This window comes from Treponema sp. R80B11-R83G3, from assembly GCF_054786115.1.
In genome coordinates, this window is sequence record NZ_BDHF01000010.1 from 1 (window position 1) to 21,542 (window position 21,542).

Genomic DNA, 21,542 nt, shown 5'->3' on the forward strand with positions numbered 1-21,542 from the left:
ATTTTAACCGCCGCCGAATGAGCGTAGCGGTAGAAGACAAAACTGGGCAGATTGAGCTTATCACTAAGGGCGCAATCGAAGAAATGCTGGCAATCTCGACACAAGCCGAGAAAGGCGATGACACATCCCCGTTATGTGACGATATGCGCAAAAAGATAATCGACATGTGCTATGATCTTAATGAAAAGGGAATGAGGGTATTGGGACTCGCGCGCAAACCTCTCAATACCAACAGCGCGGCTCTTTCTGTCGCGGATGAAAACGACATGATCTTTGTCGGTTATCTTGCCTTCCTTGATCCTCCCAAAGACAGCGCCAGAGCCGCAATCAAAGCCCTTAACGAATTTGGCGTTAGGGTGAAAGTGCTTACAGGCGACAATGACGCGGTAACGGTAACGGTATGCAAAAATGTCGGCTTGGATATACAACATATTTTGTTAGGCTCGCAGATTGAAGCAATGAGCGATGAAGCACTGGCAAAAGCGGTGGAAGAAACCGATATTTTCGCAAAACTTTCACCTAACCAAAAAGCCCGAATTGTAACCACTTTGCGAAAAAACAAGCATACAGTCGGCTTTATGGGGGACGGAATAAATGACGCTACGGCAATGAAAGCGGCTGATGTCGGCATATCGGTAGACACTGCGGTGGATATTGCGAAAGAATCAGCTAACATCATTCTTTTGGAAAAAGACTTGATGGTGTTGCAAGAAGGCGTAGTAGAAGGCAGAAAAACTTACGCCAACACAATCAAGTATATTAAAATGACAGCAAGCTCCAACTTCGGCAATATGTTCTCCGTTTTGGCGGCTTCGGCCTTTTTGCCGTTCCTGCCCATGCTGCCTATTCAAATACTTGTTCTCAATTTAATATACGATATTTCCTGCATTGCAATCCCTTGGGACAATGTTGATATAGAGTTTTTGCGCAGACCGCGAAAATGGGACGCGACAAGCATAAGCCATTTTATGTTATGGATAGGTCCGACAAGTTCCGTATTTGACATAACTACATATCTTTTAATGTTCTTCTATATATGTCCCTTTGTTACCGGAGGCCCTTGGGCGTCATTAGACTCTGATGCGCAAGTTTTATTTATGGCTCTTTTTCATACAGGCTGGTTTGTAGAATCGCTATGGTCGCAGACTTTGGTTATTCACATGATCCGTACTCCAAAGATTCCGTTCCTCCACAGCCGCGCTTCATGGCAACTTGGATTGCTTACAACATTGGGTATTGCCGTTGGGACAATTATTCCTTACACATGGCTTGGAAAGCAATTGGACATGACCCGTCTGCCTTTTATGTACTTCCCCTGGCTGATTTGCACTATCCTTGCGTATATGGTATTGGCTACTGTGATGAAAAAAATCTTTGTGTGGATTTATGGGGAATTACTGTAGTTATCGCACCATCAACTTTCCAATAGAGAAGTACAAGCAGGACAGCGCGTAGCTTTAATATCTATTTCGCTAAAGCAATATGCGCACTTCTTTTTCACCGGCACGGGAGTTTTTGGTTTTTCCTGACCGATAGTCAGGATTTTATTCATTATCCTGACAATCAGAAAAACCACAAAAGCCATAATAAAGAAATTTATAACACTGGTAATGAAAGCTCCGTATTTGAGAGTTATACCCAACACATTCAGTTTTAGGGAATCGAAATTTTGCCTTGTCAATAAACCGATAATTGGCGAAAGAATATTCTCTGTCAGGGAACTAACCACGCCTTGAAAAGCGGCGCCGATAATTACGCCAACTGCCAGATTCAGCACATTCCCCTTAAGGGCGAAATCTTTAAAGTCGTTCAAAAACTTTTTCATGCTTTTGTATCTCCTTGATCAAGAATGCTTAATAAAATATAGCAATTTAAAATTTGAAGTGTTTGGAGAAAAATAATATATAACGATTTATTTTATGGTTATTAATCCCCCCGCATCCACACTACGCTTTTGATTCAACTTGTCAAAAAATAAATAAAGATTTAATGTATTAAAAATCGTATTATATAGAAGAACAGGAACTCAAGGAGGTTTTAAGTAAAAATATCAAGTTTTTCCGCTCCCAGAAGCAGTTATCACGGGCTGATTTAGCTGATAAAACCGATATTTCTATGACATTTTTTCTAAAAAGTACCTTACATTAATTCATAATTTCTGTTATAATATAAGAAAGGCGGTTGTTATTTATGGCTCTTTATTCAGTAAAATATCAAGTAATAAATCAAAATACAAAATTACTATCTGGCGCCAGCGGGACTATTATTTCAGCATCAAGTGTTTCTAAAGCAAAGTATATTTTCAAATGCAGTCATGTCGATAATACAAAAATTAAATACAAAATTATTTCCGTCATAGAAAAATAGGAAGTGCTATGCGCACGCTGTGTGCGCAAAATTGGAAAAACTGCACCACCGGGCGTATGCTGTTGCCTGACTTTTCATAGTTGGATTGATCCTGTATTATAAATGCGGTGAAACAAATTTTTTTGGATAAACACGGAAAAAAGTTTTTTTCTCATTTATCATTATCAGGCAAAACTCTGTTACAACGGCTGGTTATTACCCTGCAATTATTTGGTGAAAACAGTCTGGGAAACCATGCCTCCGCCTGCGCTTACGGTTTTCTGCTTTCAGCCGCTCCGGTACTGATGCTGCTGTCATTTATTCTTTTTTCCGCATTTCACTCATTGATAGGCGGCGCCAATAATGCGCGGGGAGAAGCGGTTCTGACGCAGTTAGTGTCAAATGTTCCCTTCTTAAACGGCGTGCTGGATGAAACATGGCTTGCAAAAGAATTGTCCTCCATTGCTGAAAGCGGTATGCGGCTTCGCGGAATAGCCGGCCTAGTTTCGGCAATTGGAATTTTCTGGGCAGGAAGAATTTTTATCCTTTCCTTACAGCGGGGTTTAAAAGTTATTTTTACAGGTACGCAAAAAAGGAATCCCATAGTTGAATTGCTAATTGTCCTTATTGTGGAATTGTCCGTAATAATTGGCGCAATACTGATGATTTTTTTCTCCGCGACAGCCCGTAAAATTTATGAGTTTTTCAGCCTTTTTACCGACACGGCTTTTTTTTCTAAAATACAGTCCTTTATTAATATTTGGGGGGTTTCGTTTTTTCTTCTGTTTTTTATTTTTTATTTTGTCTGCCGTTTCATTATTGCCAACGGCCCCAGCCGTATTTCCGCCTTTTGGGGAAGTTTATGTTTTGCCTTTTCCTATACCGTTTTTTCCCGAATTATGACCATGTTCCTTAATCAGACCAAATATAATTTTCTTTACGGGGCGCTGGGCAGTCTTATCTTTTTACTGGTGAACGTGTTTTTCTTTTTTATGTTTTTCTTCTCTTGCGCCCAACTGACAAAGGTGCTTGATTCTTTTGACGCTCTTCTTTTTTTACGGTTCCGTCAAGCCAGAATGAATGTCGACCGTCCCGGGTTTGAGCATTTATTGTTTCTTTCAGAAAAAGGTAAATTGCAAAAATATTTGCATACGTATCCTAAAAACGCGGTTATTTTTTTTAAAGGCGATGAGGGAAACGATATTTTTTATTTGCTTGAAGGCGAGGTAAACATTTTTGTATCGGATGAAAATTCCGGTGAAAAACCTGCCACCCTGCAACAAGGAGCTTTTTTCGGAGAAATGGGACACCTTCTCTCCGAAAACCGCACCGCGACCGCCAAGGCAAAAACCGCAGTTACGGCGTTTGTTTTACCGCCCCCTTTGTTTGATGAAATGTTAAAATACGATATTTCTATGGACAGAACGCTCATGGAGCTTATGTCTCAGCGGTTAAAAACAAGGAACGAACAGTTTGACGCGTTGGTTAAGCAATAGAGAATATGTCAAATAGTGAATAGATATGCCCGTAGTATCCTATTTTTTGTGTAAATGAAAATACTCAACTCCGTTATGGCCTCTTTTAATACCTTGATGGGAGCGATGAAAAAGCGAACGGTAATTTTTTCGCATTACATCATCAGAGTTTTCTAATTTTATCATGTATATGTTGTAATTTCCGTCTTTTGGTGTAAAGTACACTGCTAGCCAATCTACTCCATTTGCAAGGAGCTTTGCTACGCAATTTCCTTCTTTATTATCTTCATCGAGTTTGTAATTATTTCCGGCTTTTATATCATCTAAAATCTGATTAAATATTGTCGTCCAGTCTTCACACCAACGTGAACCTAAATCATGAAAGTTAAAAAATGCGGCTGCTGACGGCTTGTTGATATTCTTCTTTTTTACCAGACTTGATATAAGCTTTTCGAACTTTCTATTGTCCATAAAAAAAATTGCCCCCAAAAGATGAAATTAAATATACGCTATTGGGCAACCTTTTCCAAGTTAATACCTGATGATAGATTTTTGGGTCTCATTATATTAAGTTCATTTACTACTTCTGTTCTTCTTTTTTGGATGCATGCTTCGACTGTTTTAAACGCCTTAGCTATTTCCTGATCTGACTTATCTTCCCATAAAATGAAACGTTCTGTAGGGACAAGTAAATTAGCGGCAAAATAATCAGCTATTTCATCTTCAATAATATCTGATGTATCTTTTCTAAGCGCATCATTAATAAATTCTTTAAAATTAAAATTAAAATTAACATTAGTATGTCTTAAATGAGTACCACCACTGAAAAAAGCTATATAATCTTTTTGTATTTCTTTATTATCACGAGCCGCAAAATCAGCTTGAATTGTTTTAAGGCTGTTAATATTTGGTTTTTCTTCAAGTTGTTTAGTCCAAATATTTTTCTTCTCAGCAATTTTAGCCATATTATTGTCTTGCTCTCTCCAAAAAATATAATGAAAAATTTCATGTGCAATTGAAAAAAGTTTTTCTTCAATTTTATCTTTTTTATTAATAAAGATTATCGCCTCTTTATAAACAATAAAGGCATGTTTAGAGATAAGTGCACTTGGAATATTTTTTTTATCAATATATTTTCTCAATATATTAACGCAATTATCAAATGGAAGTGATATTATCTTAAGCCCCAATTTTTTTGCTATATGTTCAATTTTTACTAATGGATTTCTTGTATAGTTAGTCTTAGCGTAATTATCCTTAATGAGTAATTCATTTACATGCCATTTAATATCAGGAAAAATTGAATAGAAATCAGACAATAAATCTCTTATTTCTCTTGTTTCTCTAAATTTCTCGAGAGCCTTTGGATAAGCTTTAAATGATGAAATAGCCGTACTATTCGTATCAGTCGTACTAGCCGTAGTCTCATAATGACCTTCATTCGCTTGAGATGAATTAATAACCGCAGACATTGCTTACACTTCTCCTAACTGTAATAACGGATTTCTCCCAAATCCATTATAAGCCTAGCCGGGAGGGTAAGCTTAAATTCCCACTTCATACGTGTTTAGAAACAATAACAATCTAGGAAACCTTTAAAACCCTTTAAGAAACCAATATCATTATGACTTATTTTTTTTTTAAAATCAAGTAGTATCTGCAAAAATTAACGAAAAAAATTTTTCCTTATCTTTTGCATTTTTCTTAATATATTACCTAAAACGTTAAAAATGACGAAATTCCGAATTTTTTTCTTAAATTATGACTAAATGTTGTTGCATAATTAATGGCTATTTACGGATTAACCCCCTTTTTTCCATATAGGTAAATTCCCCTATACATATAACAAAATATTACAAGAAATTTACAAAAATTATTGACAAATAATAGAAAAGCTATATATAATACTAAAGGATAACATTACTTGGAGCCGCAGTACTGGACGGCTTTTTCTACACACGCGGAATTCAGGTAAATAAGAAGAAGATGACGAACGGAATAATTCCGCCGTCTCAAAAAAAATGCGCGCGTTGCGCGTAACTTAATTTTCGTACCTGCTAAAGGACAGTCTTCCTAAAATAATTATATTGGAGGAAAAGATGAGAAAAGTACTTATTGGTTTTATGGCGATACTTACCGTATTTGCCATGATAAGTTGCGATAACGGAACAACGTCAAAACCGACCACGCCGGCAACAACCTATACCGTTACATTTGACAGCAACGGAGGCAGCTATGTAGCTCCCAAAACAGGGGTAGCGTCCGGCGCCAAAATAACCGCGCCGACGAATCCCACCAGATTAAGTAATGACGGCACAAAAAGTTATACTTTTGACGGATGGTTCAGAGACGGTGGAAGCGGAACGCAGTGGAACTTCGCAAGCGATACTGTTACCGGGAATATTACCCTAACCGCAAAGTGGACTGCTCCTGAGGGATTAGAGATGGTTACCGTTTATTTCCATACTAATGACGGCAGGGACCCCACCGAAAGAGAAGTAGAAGTAGGCAGTAAAATAACCGCGCCTACAGCTCCTGTTAGAGAGACTCATGACTTTGGCGGATGGTACAAGGAAGAAGCCTGCACAAACGCGTGGGATTTCAATACCGATACGGTTACCGAAAACACGAACCTGTATGCCAAATGGACGGTAAAACCGGATGCAGAGTGGTCTTACACCGTAACCTTTGACAAAAACACCACCGATGAAGGAAGCACCGCGCCAAATCCGGCTACCAGAACGGTTTCAAGCCCGAGTCAGACTGTAACAAGTTATCCGACAACGGAGCCGACACGGCCGGGATTCGTTTTCAGAGGCTACAATACAAAAGCAGACGGAACAGGCGAAATATTTAAAGCAGGTCCCGCAGGTACGCCCGGTCTTACTATTGTTGCTGGAGACATTACCGTATACGCCGTGTGGGTGCCAGGGTACGTTATTAAATTCAACAAAAACGCTTCCGATTCTCCCGATCCCAGCAGACCGGAAATATTTATTGAAGTTGAATATGCTGGCGAGGAAAAGACCTTAGCTGGTGAAGATATAGATTTGCCCACTATTACAGGAAGACCATACTATAATTTCTTGGGGTGGAATCTGTTAGCGACATTTGGAGATGATGATGATCCTGAAGAGACAGTGTTTACCGAAGACACCGAAATTACCGCTTCTGTTGAAGTGTATGCGATGTGGGAATTTATTGGCGGCACGCCGGAAGTAGTGGACGGCGTTCTTGTTCACAACAGGCCCTTGCTTGAAGTAAAAAGTGATGCCAACGGCTCCACGCTTAACGCGAACGGCTCTATAACCTTTACAAAGGCCGCAGGCGGCGCCAAATTCTTGTACTCGTTCCCTGATGAAGTTTTTGATACTGATGGCACTACTCTCTTATACGACTACTACAGGATAGATTATACATACACGAATACTACTTCGACGTGGCAAAATACCCAGATACATGTTTATGGAGGTAACGACGCCCAGTTTGTTACCGGCGGCAGGTTTGCAAGTTCCAACACTTATCTCCCATTTTCGAATCAGACATACTTAGTATATGAAACCGGATACAGTGAGGGCGGGTTCCAACTTACAGACTACCAAAATTCCGGTGTTGATGGTACCTTTACCGTTACAATTACATCCGTTAAATTCTATAAGGCGGCTAGGTATAAAGTATCATTTGATTACAATTATGAAGGTGCTACGACAATTGCGGATGTGGAAGATCTTTGGGCTAAAAACGCGGCAGCGGGATATCCCGGTTACGGCGTACCAGCGGCAAGCTGGCCGGCTACTCCGGACAGGTCCACCGAGGATACGCCCATGTTCTTAGTGGGATGGTTTAACGGCGATGCCAAGGTAAACCCTGGTGAACCCCAAACTGAAAGCATTGCTTTAGTGGCAAGGTGGACGGATACAATACCTCCCGGATTTGTCGACACTGTTACAATGGCCAATGGCGGTGTAGGCGTGGCCGCTTATGGGTTTGAAATTCCGAACGGTGTAACGTTGACAGATGCTAGCGGCGACCTCATCTATACCGGAATAAAATTTAAGGCAAAAGTATCTACACAAACGTCCGGTAGGTGGCGCGTATGGGGCATGTGGAGCAAGGATAAATGGGGGGATACTACTGTTGAGAATTATTGGCCGCAGACTAATGCGAATTCGCCTAACATGAATAATGGTAATATGCCACAAACTGGTTTTAATTTTGCTTCTGGTGATGGAGGTCTATTTGGAGACTCCGGTATTGGCGGATCAGCAACCTTTGCCCCTGCTGACGGTTGGAAAGAGTACACATTTACTTTCAATACTTCTGGTAATTATAATGTAAAGCCTATGTTTGCAGCTTGGGACGAACAAAATACCGGTGAAGACACCAATATCTTTATTCTTGGCATGGGCTTGATTGGTCCAGGCGGAGGGACTAGTCCTACAGTACCGGTCTCATACAAGGACATTTATCTTGTAGGCGGAACCGGTGTTGAGCCAATCGAAGTATTGGATCCGCGCTCCGATAAATTGTGGGGCGAAGCCGGAGCATCAGCCTTTATTAAAGTCTCTGGCACCGCTGCTGTAGTAACTAGAAACATTTCGTTCTACGAAGAGGATTAATCACCGCGTTTTATTGTAACAAAAGCCCGTCCCCGGCAACGGGGTCGGGTTTTTCAAGAGGTTTTTTTGGGGCTTCGTAAAGAAGCCCCTATTTTTAAGAGGAGTTTACATGACTAAGAAATTTTTTAAAAATATTGGAATAATTTTCATGGCTGTAATGTTCATTGGCGGTATTGCGTTAAGTTGTGATAACGGCACAACAACAGCGGCGAAAAGCGCGGAAAAGACCCTTACTGCCATCACTATCAAAGACAAAGAGCCGGATAAAATTCCTGACCCCATTTCCCAGGCGGATTTGACTGATAGCAATTTTTCCGATCCAAAGTATACGGGAACCGTCTATATGAACGATGAGGCGTCACTTGCAACCATAACAGTCACCGTTACAGTTTCAGCCAAAGCAACTGCCACATTTGGTTTGGCATCCGGTTTTGATGTGCCTTCTGAATATTCTGCAGATACTACCCTGCCTAGGGTTTCCTTAGGACAGGCGTTATATGTCAAGGTAACGGCAGAGAACGGAAGCGTCAATTATTACCGATTTAGCATACTTCTGCTGAGCGACAATGCCACCTTAAGAACTTTAGTAGTCGAAGGTGTAGATGCCGAACTTGGCAGTCCGGGAACCACATGGAATGCGCAGGGTATTACAAACGGCACGTTAGCCTTAAGCAACTCGCTTAAAACAGATGCCCATGTAGAGGGAACTCCCGGTTTTTCAAGGGCGACAGTTGAATACGCGCTTATGACAACCAGCGGCCAGCCGACAGGTTTTAGTGCAAATAGTACCTATACCTTTGCGGACGGCAATACGTTCTGGGTTAAGGTAACTGCGGAAAACGGACAGAGATTCAATTTCTACAAATTCAGCGTTCAAATTGGGCGTGACGCGACATTGAAAAGCTTAACTATCGGCGAATCCGCGGCGAGCAGACTTGGATCGTCTAAAACATCTTGGTCGACATTTACTGCAGCCCAACGCGGCGCCTGCCAGACAGACGAACTTATGCCGCCGGAAGGCTTCAGCATAACCATAGAGTCGACAGACAGTGAAGCTACGGTTACATGGGCAAGCATCGGAATGGATGAATATACCAGCAATACCCCGCCAACATTTGAGGCGCATACTGCAGGCGAATTATTTAATTTCCCACCCGACCAGTCGGACGTGGCTGTCAAGGTAGTATCGGCAAACACTAATGTTACCAGATACTACCGTATAAGGATTGTCACAAAAAGCTGGGCGCCCGTTTACAAAGGCACCCCGAGTCTTGTCGATCCCGATGACGAGAATAATAAACAATACATCGACCCGATTTGGGGCGATGAAGAGTGGCTGGATATAAGCCGCGTTAACACTGCGGAAGACTATGCCGGATGGTTCGCGACAGAAGCCGGACAGCATACAACGGCAAGGGCAAAGGCGCTCTGGGATGATGACGGACTCTGGGTGTACTGGGATGTAGACTTTAAGGATTATAATGACGGCGCGGACAAAGTGCGTACCGCCTCTCGCTCCGGCGCGGCTTCTACATATTCTCCGGGTACTGATGTTACAGTATCAAGTAATTCTGTCCCCAGCGATGCCCATACCCGCGATTCGGTGGAATTGTTCATTAACGAAAGATTCCAGTCCTACAAAGTCGGCAACTACGGCAACCAGTACCGCGTAGGCTTGCCCAATGCCACAGACGGCACGATATGGCTTTCCGGCGAAAAGGGTAACCCGCCCGATAACCCGTACTTCAATTCAATAACACAATTCCAGATTGATAAGAAGGTCAACGTGTGGATAAAGATGGACGGCGCTAAACAAACCGGTTATGTGGTCATCATGCGCGCCCAGTGGGTAAAAAAATACGCCGCAGCCGACATCAACACTGTTTTTGACGCGGACGGCAAAGTAATAGACGGCGCGAATGTCGGTCTTGAATTGCAGGTTAACGCGTGTTCTTCGGAAACAGTGCGCGACGGTATCCTTACATGGAACGGCGTTACCAGCCAGGCGTATACGCAAGTAAGAAGCTTCGGCATTATAACATTGAAAGTGGCAAAGCCCTAAGTAAATTTAAAGAATTTTTGACCCCCGGCATAGTCGGGGGTTTATTTCACTCTTAAGGAGAATAAAATATGAAAAAACAAAAATGGTTATTTGTGGCAATTCCATTGTTGGTACTGGCATTGCTCTTTACGGCATGTATCGGCGAAGATAACAGTACGAAAACCGATCCGGACAGCCCTGTAACAACAACAGCTACATCGGCATTGCCCGTTATCACCATACACCCCACCAGCGTCGATTACGTGGGTGCCAGTCCGGAAATTCAACCGTTGAGAGTAGCCGCCACTGTAAGCGACAGCGGAACAAAGACATATCAGTGGTTCTCAAACAATAGTTATTCAAATGCTAACGGCACTATCTTAGAAGGCAAGACAAGCGAAACCTTTACTCCGACAGAAGCGGGCATCTATTATGCGGTTGTTACCAATACTAAAGGAGAACTTACTCCAAATAAAAGCGCCAGCAACCCCGCGCGGATTAGGATTCTTGAAACTGCCCCTTCTGCTCCCACTGTTACCGTTACCGTTAACAGCACTAACCAGCAGTATGTCCGAGGCTTTGGCGGAATGTCAAACGCCTTTGGAATAAATCCCACAGGTGTTGCGCGTTATATAGAATTAAAAGACATAGACACCATGTTTCATCCTGATACCGGGCTTGGCTATAACATACTGCGTATCATAATCTGGCCAAATCCTCTGGAAGATGTTATAAGCGGTCAAGTTGAACCCCAAATGGGCAACCAAATTACTTATTTGGAAGTGGTCAAAAGGGTGAACAAGTACGGCGGCTATGTTCTTGCAAGCCCCTGGACTCCCCCTGCCGCATGGAAAGTTAACGCTTCGGAAGCGGGCACGTCCCCTTCATACCTTCTGCCCCAGTATTACGCGGATTATGCCCAATATCTTAAAACTTATGCCTCCGATATGAAACGCTACGGCGCCCCAATTTACACTCTTTCACTTCAGAACGAACCGTCATGGCCGGCCTCTTACGCCGGTTGCGAGTGGTCTTCTCAGCAGCAGTTGGATTTCTTTCTGAATAGAAATGTCGGCAAATTCATGGACAATGTGCCGGGCTACGGCGGCGGATTGCCGACTGAATCTGTATTGGTCATGAGCGGAGAGCCTCATCAGAATATTACATGGAACGACGCGGTTAAAAATAACGCCACGGCAAACGCCCTTGTTGACATTTACTCCTACCATATTTACGGAAGTATGAACGGCCCCTACCTTGACGTGCAGGCGGACACTTCCAGCGGCAGAAAAGAAGTCTGGATGACCGAGCATAACATCAACTCAGGCTCCGGTCTGGAAGCTCAGGACTACAGTTGGAACTACGTGTGGCTGTGCGCAGAAGAAATTGACCATGTTATCAGGGTTAACAGCACCAACGCCTTTGTGTGGTGGTACTTAAAACGCTACTACTCTATGGTCGGCGATAACGCCTACGGAACCGTCAACGGCGAAGTTCAGCCGCGCGGCTGGGTTATGTCCCACTGGGCAAAATATGCCACAGACACTGTGCGCATACCAGCTGTTGTTTCGGGCCATTCGGATGGCGGCAACGCTAACGACCAGACCGCTACCGGCAAAGGCTCGTCAACAGTTTTTGTAAAAGCCTCGGCATACCGCAGAAAAGCGTCACCGACCTCCTATTGGGAAAGACAGGTAAAGAAACAGGAAGATTCGATTAGCCTTGTAATATTCAATCAGAAAACATCAGGCGGCGTAGCAGCGGATATAAGGGTAAGCCTCCCTGCCGATTTCGGCGCGGCTAACTACGTCTATGGGATTATTTCCGACAACGACAGAAAACACGCGCCCCTTCTTGTTACTTTAACCAGTGACGGAACAGCGGCAGACTTCAACCTGCCTGCCAACAGCATAGTTTCATTAAAGTTCATTAAATAAATATAGGGAGTGGGGAGCAGTCCCCACTCCACACTCACCATTTAAGGAGAAATAAATGATAAAAAAAATATTTGCGGTCATTTTTATCGTATTGGGAACATTAGGCGTTGTGTACGCTCAAACGCTGGAAGTTTCCGGCGAGATGAAAACCGGTTTATTCTGGCAAAAAGTGGAAGCGCCCGGTCAGGAAGTCTATGAAAGGGCAAGAATACATAACAATGACGATGCCGGCTCCAACGAAGGGCGTTTCAGAATGAATATAGAAATGAAAAAAGACATCATTGGCATGAAAGTCCGTTTTGAACAAACAGCATGGTCAATGACCCAGCCAAACCAGTGGGCGTTTGCTTTTGCCTACGGCAATTTTTTTAACGAACAACTGCGCATAGTAATCGGCAGGCTTGGGGAATCCCCTTGGTCAGCCGGCGGCCCTGATATTTGGCAGGAATTGGACAATCAGCTAGGTATTAGAACGGAATATAAACCCGCTTTTATTCCCGGTCTTGATGTAGGTTTTGTATTGAACACTTGGCAGGAAGCAAATTACTATCCCGAAAAAAATACCCTTGTTGACATCTTAATGGAATCGGTGCTTGGCATAGCGTACACCAACGACTATTTCCACGCGCGTTTTTCATACCGTCTGGACGGAGAATCTGACGTTTATAACATGGAGAGCGAAGGCACCCAATTGATGTACCGCTTTGAGGAAAGGGCGCTTAGAAAAGTAGTTGACGGTCTTTCAATCTGGGTTAACGGCTGGTGGAAGGGTATTGGCACGGATGATGCGGACATCGTAAATTATCAGAACTGGTTCTACGCCCAATTGGCGCCGCCGGAATTTACCGCCCAGCTTCGCCTCGGTTACCATACCGGCGTTCAGCGTCAGGAACTTTGGACAAGACTTAGTTTTTATTACAATGTTTTAGATTGGTTAAGCGTGGGCGCCGCCGGCAGTTTCCGTATAGACTACGGTGACAGCGCCGTAAGGGACACTCCATACAAGCTCTGGAACATCGAGCCTCAGATAAGGCTAACCTTTGCCCCCAACACGTATATCGCTTTTGTTTATTCATTTGAGAACGAACCTATCTCCGCAGATAAAGATAAACAAACGCAATTTTTCAATCTTAGAACGGTATTCACCTTCTAAAAAAAAATGAAAAAAGGTGACTGACACCGAGTGAAAATGGAAAATGGTGTCAGTCACCAAAATAAGGGATAAAACTATGAAAAAAAGAATTATTTTTAGTATGGTGCTTGTCGCCCTTGTGTTGTTGGCGGTTAACTGTTCTTCCAACTCCGATGAATCTCCCTCTCCACCTCCCACTCCGGAAAACATCACGGTCTCATTTAACGGTGGCTACTCAGGCGCTCAATCTATTCCTTCAATCACCGTTACCAGCGGCACTTCCGCCGGCGCAAAATGGCCGTCCGACCCCTTACGTTTAGGCTATTCCTTTGACGGCTGGTTTAACGGCGCTACTAAATACACGTCTGCGTCCGTCATCACTGGGAATAATTTTACTGTAACGGCTCAATGGTCTGTGGAAGTCCCCAAAATAGAGGATCAGCCTTCCGCCGAAAACCTCGCCTCTCTTTTTTCAACAGCGGACGGTTTCCCCGCCAATCTTTCCAATTCATGGAAAGTCTGGGGGCACCGCAACGCATTAATTACTCAGGGCTTCGGCGCAGACCCCACCGCAATGGCGTACAACGACCGCCTCTATGTGTTTGCCAGCAATGACAGCCTAATGTACAACGAGGCGGGGCAGGTAATACAAATGACTTACGCAGACGGGATTCAAGGTGTTCGCGCCATATCATCTTCGGATTTGTCAAACTGGACGGATCACGGGTTAATTAACGTAGGCAATATTCCCACTTCGACAAACCCGCTCTATCCAATGGTACCTCCCGTAACCAGTTTTGAAACCAGATCATGGGCGCCTTGCGCAACATGGAAAACAATCGGCGGAAAGCCTAAGTTCTTTCTCTACTTTGCCAACAGCGGCAACGGCATAGGCGTAATTTCCGCAGACAGCCCGACAGGCCCCTGGAAATCTCCCCTGCCCAAACTGCTCATCGACCGCCAAACCGAAAACTGCGCTAATGTTGAATACCTCTTCGACCCGGGCGTAACGGTGGATGAAAACGGTCAGGGCATCATGGTCTTTGGCGGCGGCGGCTCTGGAGAAGACCCGGGAAACGCCCGCCGCGTCCGTCTCAGCGCCGACATGATCAGTCTTGCCGGTATTCCCGAAACTTGGGTTGTCCCTTTTCTATTTGAAGCCAGCGACATCACGTATATGAACGACCGCTATTATTACTCTTATGTTACCAACAGCGTCTCAAGCAAATATAATTTGCAGAACACCCAAATCGCCTACATGACAGCCACTGAACCTTTTGGCGTGTACAGCAACCCCATAGGAATACTGAACTCGCCCTCAAGCCAACTTGGCTCCGGCGACCAGAACAACCACCACTGCATTTTCCAATTCAGGGACAAAACTTACATTGTGTACCACGCCTCTAAAGTGGCGCAAGCGATGGGCTTTAACATGAGGTTCCGCAGTTCGTTCATGGACAGGGTTACCGTAAACGCCTCCACAGGCGCTCTCTCGCCCGTAACCATGACCAGAAAAGGCGTTGATCAAGACGGCTATTTAAACCCCTACATCCCCAACGAAGCAGAGACAATAGGCATACAAGGCGGCATCTTCACCCGCCCCGACTCCGGCGCCAGCAACGGAATGTTAGTAACAGCCATTGACTCCGGCGACTGGGTAGCCCTCTACGGCGTAGACTTCGGCAATGTAGGAGCAAACAAACTCCTAGTCCGCGTCCGCACTCCCGACACTCCCGCTGATTATGTAGGCGCGATAGAGTTACGCATTGACCCCATAGGAGACGGAGTAACCTCGGACACCGGCAATCTGGACGGCACAAATACCGCTCGCATTAAAAACGGCACCGTAGTAGGCCGCGTTCAAATAAAAGCCAAACCCGGCGAATCCGGCAAATACACATCGGTAACAGTTGACTTAGACCAGCCCATAACCGGCGTTCACAACTTGGTTTTCGTTTTCTACAGCAGTCTAGGCGCAAATCCCATAACGACCACAAACATGAAAGCAAGCCACCACAAAAATGGCTTCGAATTTGACCAATGGCAATTTTTGCCGTAAAAAGGAATTAACGCCTATGGTGACAGTCACCAATTTAAAAAGGTGACTGTCACTAATTTAATTATTCTGTCTTGTGTAGTTACTCAAAAGTATATCCAATTTGGTTTTTATCTCTATAAGCAGATCGTGATCCGCTTTATGTTCACTTTCGATAACGCCAAGGCGTATTTCAAGTGTTCTTTGTTTTGCAACAGAAACACCCCAAGCGATGGCGATGCTTCCAACAAGAGTAACTAAAGCTAAAACAACTTGTATATCCATATTTTACCTCTTGTTTTATATTCTATATTAACTTTTTAGTTTGTCAATGGTGATAATGGGATAATGGCGGATAATGGTGACTGTCACCACAGGAATCGTAAAAAGGTGACTGTCACCAAATAAACCAAATAAAAGTCAAATCCATGTTAAAATAAACCAACCATGTCCAGAACATCCGTCTGTACAGCCTTAGTCCTCAGAAACCGCCCGTCAGGAGAGTCCAACAGCGAAGTAACTCTCCTTGCTGCGGAAGAGGGCGTTATAAAAGCCACCGTATTTGGCGGCCCCAAAAGCAAACTTCGCGCACATTCAGCGCCGTACAACTCCGGTCAAGTTTGGATATACCGCGACAAATCAAAAGACTACGCTAAAATCACAGATTTTGATGTTCATTCATGGCGTGCAGGTTTAAGGGAACTCTACGAAAGAACGATGACCGCCGCCGCCATAGCTGAAACAATCCTCTCCTCTCACGGCGGCGGCGGCGAATGGCAAACCGCGTTAACCCTTGCAACAGAAACCCTAGATACGCTAGAAACCGCCAATGAAGAATTATGCCAAAGGCTACTGATTCATTTCCTATGGCGCTGGTCAGGCTTTTTAGGAATACAGCCCCACCTAGAAACCTGCGCCGCTTGCGGCAAAGACGCAAATTGCAACATTGCAAAAAACAGCAACGCCAACAATAAAATCGCGGGCAACAGCGCAACCAACAGCGTAGCAAGCAACAGCGGCACAGACGGTAACACACTTTGGTACAGCGCCCGCGAAGACGCAATTTTTTGCTCTAGTTGCGTTGCCGCAAATAGCGCCGTCACAAACTGCGCCGCAAAACAACAAAACCTCTTACAACTCAACCCCGGCAGCCGCAGATGGCTTTCCGCCGTAAGCGCGTTAGAGGCGGCGCGGATACACCGTTACTCGATGGACAAAAAATCTTTTAATGAAGCCAAATCATTAGTGACCGCCGTATTATCAAGCGCCATAGGGAAAAGGTTGAACAGTTGGGATTGGTGAGGGAAATAATATATCCTAACAGAATTAACTACAAACTCTTTATTTGCTCTTCGGTTAGCTCGAGGTATTCAACTATTTGATCTACAGGCACATTGCCTGCCTTCATCTTTCGGGCAGCTTCAATGGCTTTATCCATTTTGCCTTCCTGTATGCCTTCCTTTTTACCTTCCTGTATGCCTTCCTTTTTGCCATCCCTTTTACCATCAAGATAGGAACCTTCAAGTTGGGATGCGCGATCCCGCCAGGCTTTTAATCGCCTTTCATGTTCTGCCTGTACTTGCTCGTCAGAGCTTAATTGATACAGAGTGTCTACCGCTTTCCGTATTTCAGGATTTTTTACCGCTACCATTTCAAATTCCTCCTTCTGCTTGGCTCGCAGAAATTGCATCCATTCCCAGCCCGCGCTCCCGTCGCTTAACGCGGGAACTTTCGGCAATTCCAGAGTATATATCTCTTCAGGTATTACTTCAAAAATAAGCCCGTTCTTTTTATTTGTAAACCTGAAAATATTTACGTATTCGTTAGCTTCCGGAAATAATTCGTAATTTGTTATGCAAATACATATTACTTTTTGAATAACGTGGTACAGTTCACCTTTGCCTATTTGTTCCACTATAAGTTTTGATTTGTAGAACGAAAGCCTCTGCCCTATGTTTCTTTCAGGATTCACCTGAATTTCAATATCAATTACTTTTCCGGTTTTTGTTTTTACCTTCACGTCCAAAATGCCCAGTTTTTCATCCTCGTTTTCCGGTTTAAGGGAAGTGTCAAGAAAACTCAATTCGTATTCTTCCTGAGGCAGTTCAACAAAGGCTTTAAGCAGGTCAATGAGCATGCTCTTATTGCGTTCATCGCCAAAGAGAAGCTTAAAAATCCAGTCGTCCGTGGGAGGAAGAATTTTAAAGTCCATAAGAATAGCATAACAAAAAAAACAGACAAAAGCAATCGTCATTTTGCTTGTGTTATTTTTAAATCTTCAAGAATAAAATATTATTTACGCGATATTGACAACTCCAACAATTTTTCATACCATAAAAAAATGAAAACAGCGGTAATATATTATTCCCTTGACGGGAACTGTTCTTTTGTGGCGGAAGAAATAAAAAACAAATTAAATGCGGATATAATTCAATTACACGTAAGAAGCGAAAAAAAACGTTGGGGGCCGTTTAAGTTTTTCTGGTGTTGCGGACTAATGTTCTCACATAATAATCCGCCGCTTAAACCTTACACGTTTGATCCGTCAGCCTATAACTTAATAATTCTTGGAGTGCCTGTCTGGGCATCATCTCCGGCGGCTCCGATAAAAACTTTTATTACCCAAACAGGCATAACTGGTAAAAAAATAGCTCTCTTTGTCTGCCACGCCGGCGGCAAAGGCGACTCCCTTGAAAAATTTAGAGCCTTGCTCCCCAAAAATGAAATAATCAGCGAAGCCGACTTCATCAACCCCGCAAAAACCAAAGATGACAAAATAAAAGAGCAAATCGCTTCTTGGGTAAAAAGCATTAGTACCGTATAAACTCCATTGTAATTTTCTCTTTTTTACTGTATCTTAAAATTAGATGAAATGGGACAAAAAGGACATTCTCCCGGAGCAGGTAAAAGAAATTTCTTTAAAATACGGCTGTGATCTGCTCACCGCCTCGATACTTGCGCGGCGTGGCATTAACACGGGCGATTCAATCCGCTACTTCCTTGAAGACGACATTACCTCCCTTCGCAACCCTTTTGCAATGGACGGAATGGAAGACGCAGTAGAACGCATCTTAGCCGCAAAAGAAGAAGGCGAAAAAGTTCTTGTCTTTGGAGACAGCGATGTTGACGGCATTACGGGAACCGTCCTCCTTGCCGGATACCTTGAAAGCATAGGCATGGACGTAACATGGCGCATCCCCACCGGCGATGAATCTTACGGTCTCTCCCTTGACGCGGTTGAAAATTTCGCCGCCAAAGACGGCACTTTGATAATTACCGTTGATTGCGGCATTTCGCGCTTTGGCGAAATAAAAAGGGCAAACGAACTCTCCATCGACGTTATTGTAACGGATCACCATGAGCCGCAGGAAGAACTGCCGCAGGCCCTTGTCATCGTCAATCCAAAACTAAAAAATTCAACATACCCTTTCAGAAATCTCGCCGGTTGCGGCGTCGCTTTTAAACTGGTATGCGCCCTTCGTTTCGCGCAGAAAAGCGAACTCTACGGTCAGCAAATCTGCCTGTTAAACACAAGGCCGGTAAATGACGCGTGGATCATTGAAATCGCAAAGACGCGAAACCTCATTGTAACTGATACGTTAATCGAAACAATTGTTCCGGGAATGATCTCAATCAGCGAGACGCGCCTTCCTTCTTTTCTTGAAGGGCAGAACATTCTTTGCTGGGATGCCGCTTTGCATAAACAAATATTTACAAAACTTTTTGGCAGGGGCGTTGAAATTGGAATGATGGACATTTCCCAACAAATAGGGAAAGAGATACCGCAAACCGCAGGGGCGAGTTTACTGCGGATAAAAGAGCTTTCAAAAATCGCGAAATACAGCGACAGGGAATTAAGCGAACTTGACGTATTTGTAAATCTTTTCACGTCCTATGCGCGGCTGAAAGAAAAAAACGCTCAAGACGCGGAAAAAGAAAACGCCGACATACAGCTTGCCGCGCTTGGAACAATAGCGGACATTATGCCGCTGTTAGATGAAAACAGAATAATTGTGAGAAGGGGGCTTGAAGCTTTAGAAAAAAAACCGCGTCCCGGCCTATCCCAGCTCATTCATAAACTCGATCTCGCAGGCCGCCGCTTTGACACAAAAGATATTTCGTGGAAACTCTGCCCCAGTATTAACGCGGCGCGGCGCATGGGAAAAGCCGAAACAGCGGCGGCTCTGTTCTTTGAAAAAGATTTGTTAAAAAGGGAACGCCTTGCCGGGGAATTGGCGTCTATGAACGAAAAACGCAAAGACATGGAAGAGGAAATCTGGGCTATAATTGAATCTATGGCGTATAAAAGTTTTGATGAATACGAAAAAAAGTTTGTTCTGGTTTACAGCGAAAAAATCAACAAAGGCGTTACAGGACTGATGGCACAACGCGCCGCACGCCTTTTTAACGTCCCCGCAATGGCAATTTCCGTGGGCGATGAAATTTGCACAGGTTCAATCCGCTCGACAAGGGGCTACAATGTTCAAGTTTTATTTGAACAATGCGGCAATATTTTTATCGACTGCGGAGGCCATCAGGCGGCGGGCGGTTTCAGTATCGTCGTGGAAAACTGGGATATTTTTATGGAGCGTTTAAAAAATGCTGTAAGCGCAATTGAATTTGACGATAAGCCTGACGAGGAAATTTTACAAATTGACGCTGAACTGCCGCATGATTACCTTTCTCCCAACATCTTAAAATTGGTTGACAGATTTGAACCCTATGGCAATGAGAACGAACAGCTTGTTTTTATGACAAAAAAAATTACCGTTAAGGACATTAATTTCATCGGAAAACCTGACGCAAAACACGTAAAAATGACGCTTGACGCGGGAAAATATAAATGGCCCGCCCTTTACTGGCAAAGCGCAGATCGCGTAACAAATAAAGAATTCGGCATTAACGACAAAGTTGACATTGTTTTTAATCTTGTTCGCGATTATTTCAAAGGCAATGAAACGCCGCAAATGATGATTTTAGATTTGAAAAAAAACTGATAGGAGGCATTAATGAAAAAGCGCGTAATAATTCTTTTATTAATTAATTTAATACTCTTAAATTGCGCCGGGCAGCCTGTTGTTTCAGCTCAAGCAAAATACGCGATAGTCCCCGAATCTCCCCGTCCCGGAGACCCGGTATCAATCGGCACAAACACCTATGTAAAAGATGCAGTTGTTTTTGTAAACGAAAAGCAAGTGGCAAAGGCAGGATGCTTTTATATTCCTGCGGAGAACGGCAAACCCGGATTTAATGCGGCTATTGTAACTATCCCTTCCACAGTTAACGCGGAAAATATAATTATTAAGCTAACCAATGCCGGCGGCACTATTTTTGAAATTCCGGTTAAACTAACGCCCAGAAAATTTCTCTCCGAAACGCTTGAGCTTGATGCGTCTCTTACAAAATTAGTCAGTGAACCTACGCCTGAAAAAACAAGAGAGTCTGAAAAACTTTGGGAAATTTTATCTACCACCGGAAAAGAAGTTTACAATCCGGGCAAACTTGTCCTTCCCGTAACCGCGACAAGAAGAACCAGTCTTTATGGAACACGCAGAATTAATCAGTATTCAGACGGCAGAAAAGTGACATCTATTCACGCGGGAGTAGATTTTGGAGTGCCAAAGGGGACGGAAGTCGCCGCTTGCGGCAGGGGAAAAGTCGTGTTTTCAAGAATGAGGATACTTACGGGATACACGGTAATTATCGAGCTTGCGCCGGGAGTTTATTCATCGTATTACCATTTGGACAGCGTAATCGCGCAGGAAGGTTCAATGGTAGAAGCCGGAGAAATTGTCGCTTTGTCAGGCGCTACGGGGTTTGCGACAGGTCCGCATCTTCATTGGGAAATCCGCGTGAGCACGGAAAACACGGACCCCGACATACTTGTCGAGCGCCCTCTTCTTGACAAAGATTTATTAATCAGTAAACTGTTTAATTAGTTATTACAAACCTGATTT

At 43.8% G+C, this 21,542-nt stretch carries 16 protein-coding genes; 11 read left to right on the forward strand and 5 right to left on the reverse strand.

The window, feature by feature from the left end; translation table 11 throughout:
* The coding region (gene mgtA / locus ACYVRH_RS02565) for a magnesium-translocating P-type ATPase (RefSeq protein ID WP_461255365.1) at positions 1 to 1,403 on the forward strand (1,403 nt) is incomplete at its 5' end.
* An 11-nt stretch (positions 1,404 to 1,414) separates the two neighbouring features.
* Here mgtA and mscL read toward each other — a convergent pair.
* Entirely contained in the window at positions 1,415 to 1,825 is a 411-nt protein-coding gene (gene mscL / locus ACYVRH_RS02570; protein ID WP_461255366.1) for a large conductance mechanosensitive channel protein MscL, read from the reverse strand.
* A gap of 649 nt (positions 1,826 to 2,474) precedes the next feature.
* Between mscL and ACYVRH_RS02575 the strand changes: the two genes are divergently transcribed.
* Positions 2,475 to 3,842, forward strand: coding sequence for a YhjD/YihY/BrkB family envelope integrity protein (locus ACYVRH_RS02575; RefSeq protein WP_461255367.1), 1,368 nt, complete (start codon positions 2,475 to 2,477; stop codon positions 3,840 to 3,842).
* Between the two features lie 39 nt (positions 3,843 to 3,881).
* On the opposite strand, the gene ACYVRH_RS02580 is transcribed toward ACYVRH_RS02575, so the two are convergent.
* Together ACYVRH_RS02580 and ACYVRH_RS02585 are read right to left on the reverse strand one after the other, a co-directional pair.
* Positions 3,882 to 4,292: a hypothetical protein gene (locus ACYVRH_RS02580; RefSeq protein WP_461255368.1), complete on the reverse strand. Its 411-nt coding sequence runs from the start codon at positions 4,290 to 4,292 to the stop codon at positions 3,882 to 3,884.
* A gap of 38 nt (positions 4,293 to 4,330) precedes the next feature.
* Entirely contained in the window at positions 4,331 to 5,293 is a 963-nt protein-coding gene (locus ACYVRH_RS02585) for an ImmA/IrrE family metallo-endopeptidase (RefSeq protein WP_461255369.1), read from the reverse strand.
* Positions 5,294 to 5,920: 627 nt separating this feature from the next.
* On the opposite strand from ACYVRH_RS02585, the gene ACYVRH_RS02590 reads away from it, so the two are divergent.
* The 5 genes from ACYVRH_RS02590 to ACYVRH_RS02610 all read left to right on the forward strand — a co-directional run bounded on the left by ACYVRH_RS02590 (position 5,921) and on the right by ACYVRH_RS02610 (position 15,609).
* Complete coding sequence (locus ACYVRH_RS02590) at positions 5,921 to 8,440, forward strand: InlB B-repeat-containing protein (RefSeq protein WP_461255370.1); 2,520 nt, start codon at positions 5,921 to 5,923, stop codon at positions 8,438 to 8,440.
* A 109-nt stretch (positions 8,441 to 8,549) separates the two neighbouring features.
* On the forward strand, positions 8,550 to 10,502 hold the full coding sequence (locus ACYVRH_RS02595; RefSeq protein WP_461255371.1) for a sugar-binding protein: 1,953 nt from the start codon (positions 8,550 to 8,552) through the stop codon (positions 10,500 to 10,502).
* Positions 10,503 to 10,570: 68 nt separating this feature from the next.
* Entirely contained in the window at positions 10,571 to 12,418 is a 1,848-nt protein-coding gene (locus ACYVRH_RS02600; protein ID WP_461255372.1) for a glycoside hydrolase, read from the forward strand.
* 55 nt (positions 12,419 to 12,473) lie between these two features.
* On the forward strand, positions 12,474 to 13,571 hold the full coding sequence (locus tag ACYVRH_RS02605) for a hypothetical protein (RefSeq protein WP_461255373.1): 1,098 nt from the start codon (positions 12,474 to 12,476) through the stop codon (positions 13,569 to 13,571).
* A 76-nt stretch (positions 13,572 to 13,647) separates the two neighbouring features.
* Positions 13,648 to 15,609, forward strand: coding sequence for a family 43 glycosylhydrolase (locus tag ACYVRH_RS02610; RefSeq protein WP_461255374.1), 1,962 nt, complete (start codon positions 13,648 to 13,650; stop codon positions 15,607 to 15,609).
* A 57-nt stretch (positions 15,610 to 15,666) separates the two neighbouring features.
* Here ACYVRH_RS02610 and ACYVRH_RS02615 read toward each other — a convergent pair whose 3' ends face one another.
* A complete protein-coding gene (locus ACYVRH_RS02615; protein ID WP_461255375.1) occupies positions 15,667 to 15,870 on the reverse strand; it encodes a hypothetical protein in 204 nt (67 codons plus the stop codon).
* A 162-nt stretch (positions 15,871 to 16,032) separates the two neighbouring features.
* Here ACYVRH_RS02615 and recO point away from each other — a divergent pair, with 162 nt between their 5' ends.
* A complete protein-coding gene (recO, locus tag ACYVRH_RS02620; protein ID WP_461255376.1) occupies positions 16,033 to 16,887 on the forward strand; it encodes a DNA repair protein RecO in 855 nt (284 codons plus the stop codon).
* A 28-nt stretch (positions 16,888 to 16,915) separates the two neighbouring features.
* Here the strand turns inward: recO and ACYVRH_RS02625 are convergent, their stop codons facing one another.
* Positions 16,916 to 17,797, reverse strand: coding sequence for an Rpn family recombination-promoting nuclease/putative transposase (locus ACYVRH_RS02625; RefSeq protein ID WP_461255377.1), 882 nt, complete (start codon positions 17,795 to 17,797; stop codon positions 16,916 to 16,918).
* A gap of 129 nt (positions 17,798 to 17,926) precedes the next feature.
* On the opposite strand from ACYVRH_RS02625, the gene ACYVRH_RS02630 reads away from it, so the two are divergent.
* From ACYVRH_RS02630 to ACYVRH_RS02640, 3 genes are read left to right on the forward strand one after another with little or no spacing between them, the layout of a single operon-like run.
* On the forward strand, positions 17,927 to 18,409 hold the full coding sequence (locus ACYVRH_RS02630; RefSeq protein ID WP_461255378.1) for a flavodoxin family protein: 483 nt from the start codon (positions 17,927 to 17,929) through the stop codon (positions 18,407 to 18,409).
* A 43-nt stretch (positions 18,410 to 18,452) separates the two neighbouring features.
* Positions 18,453 to 20,582, forward strand: a complete 2,130-nt coding sequence (gene recJ / locus ACYVRH_RS02635; RefSeq protein ID WP_461255379.1) for a single-stranded-DNA-specific exonuclease RecJ — start codon at positions 18,453 to 18,455, stop codon at positions 20,580 to 20,582.
* Between the two features lie 12 nt (positions 20,583 to 20,594).
* Positions 20,595 to 21,524, forward strand: a complete 930-nt coding sequence (locus tag ACYVRH_RS02640) for a M23 family metallopeptidase (RefSeq protein ID WP_461255380.1) — start codon at positions 20,595 to 20,597, stop codon at positions 21,522 to 21,524.
* Positions 21,525 to 21,542 lie beyond the last annotated feature (18 nt).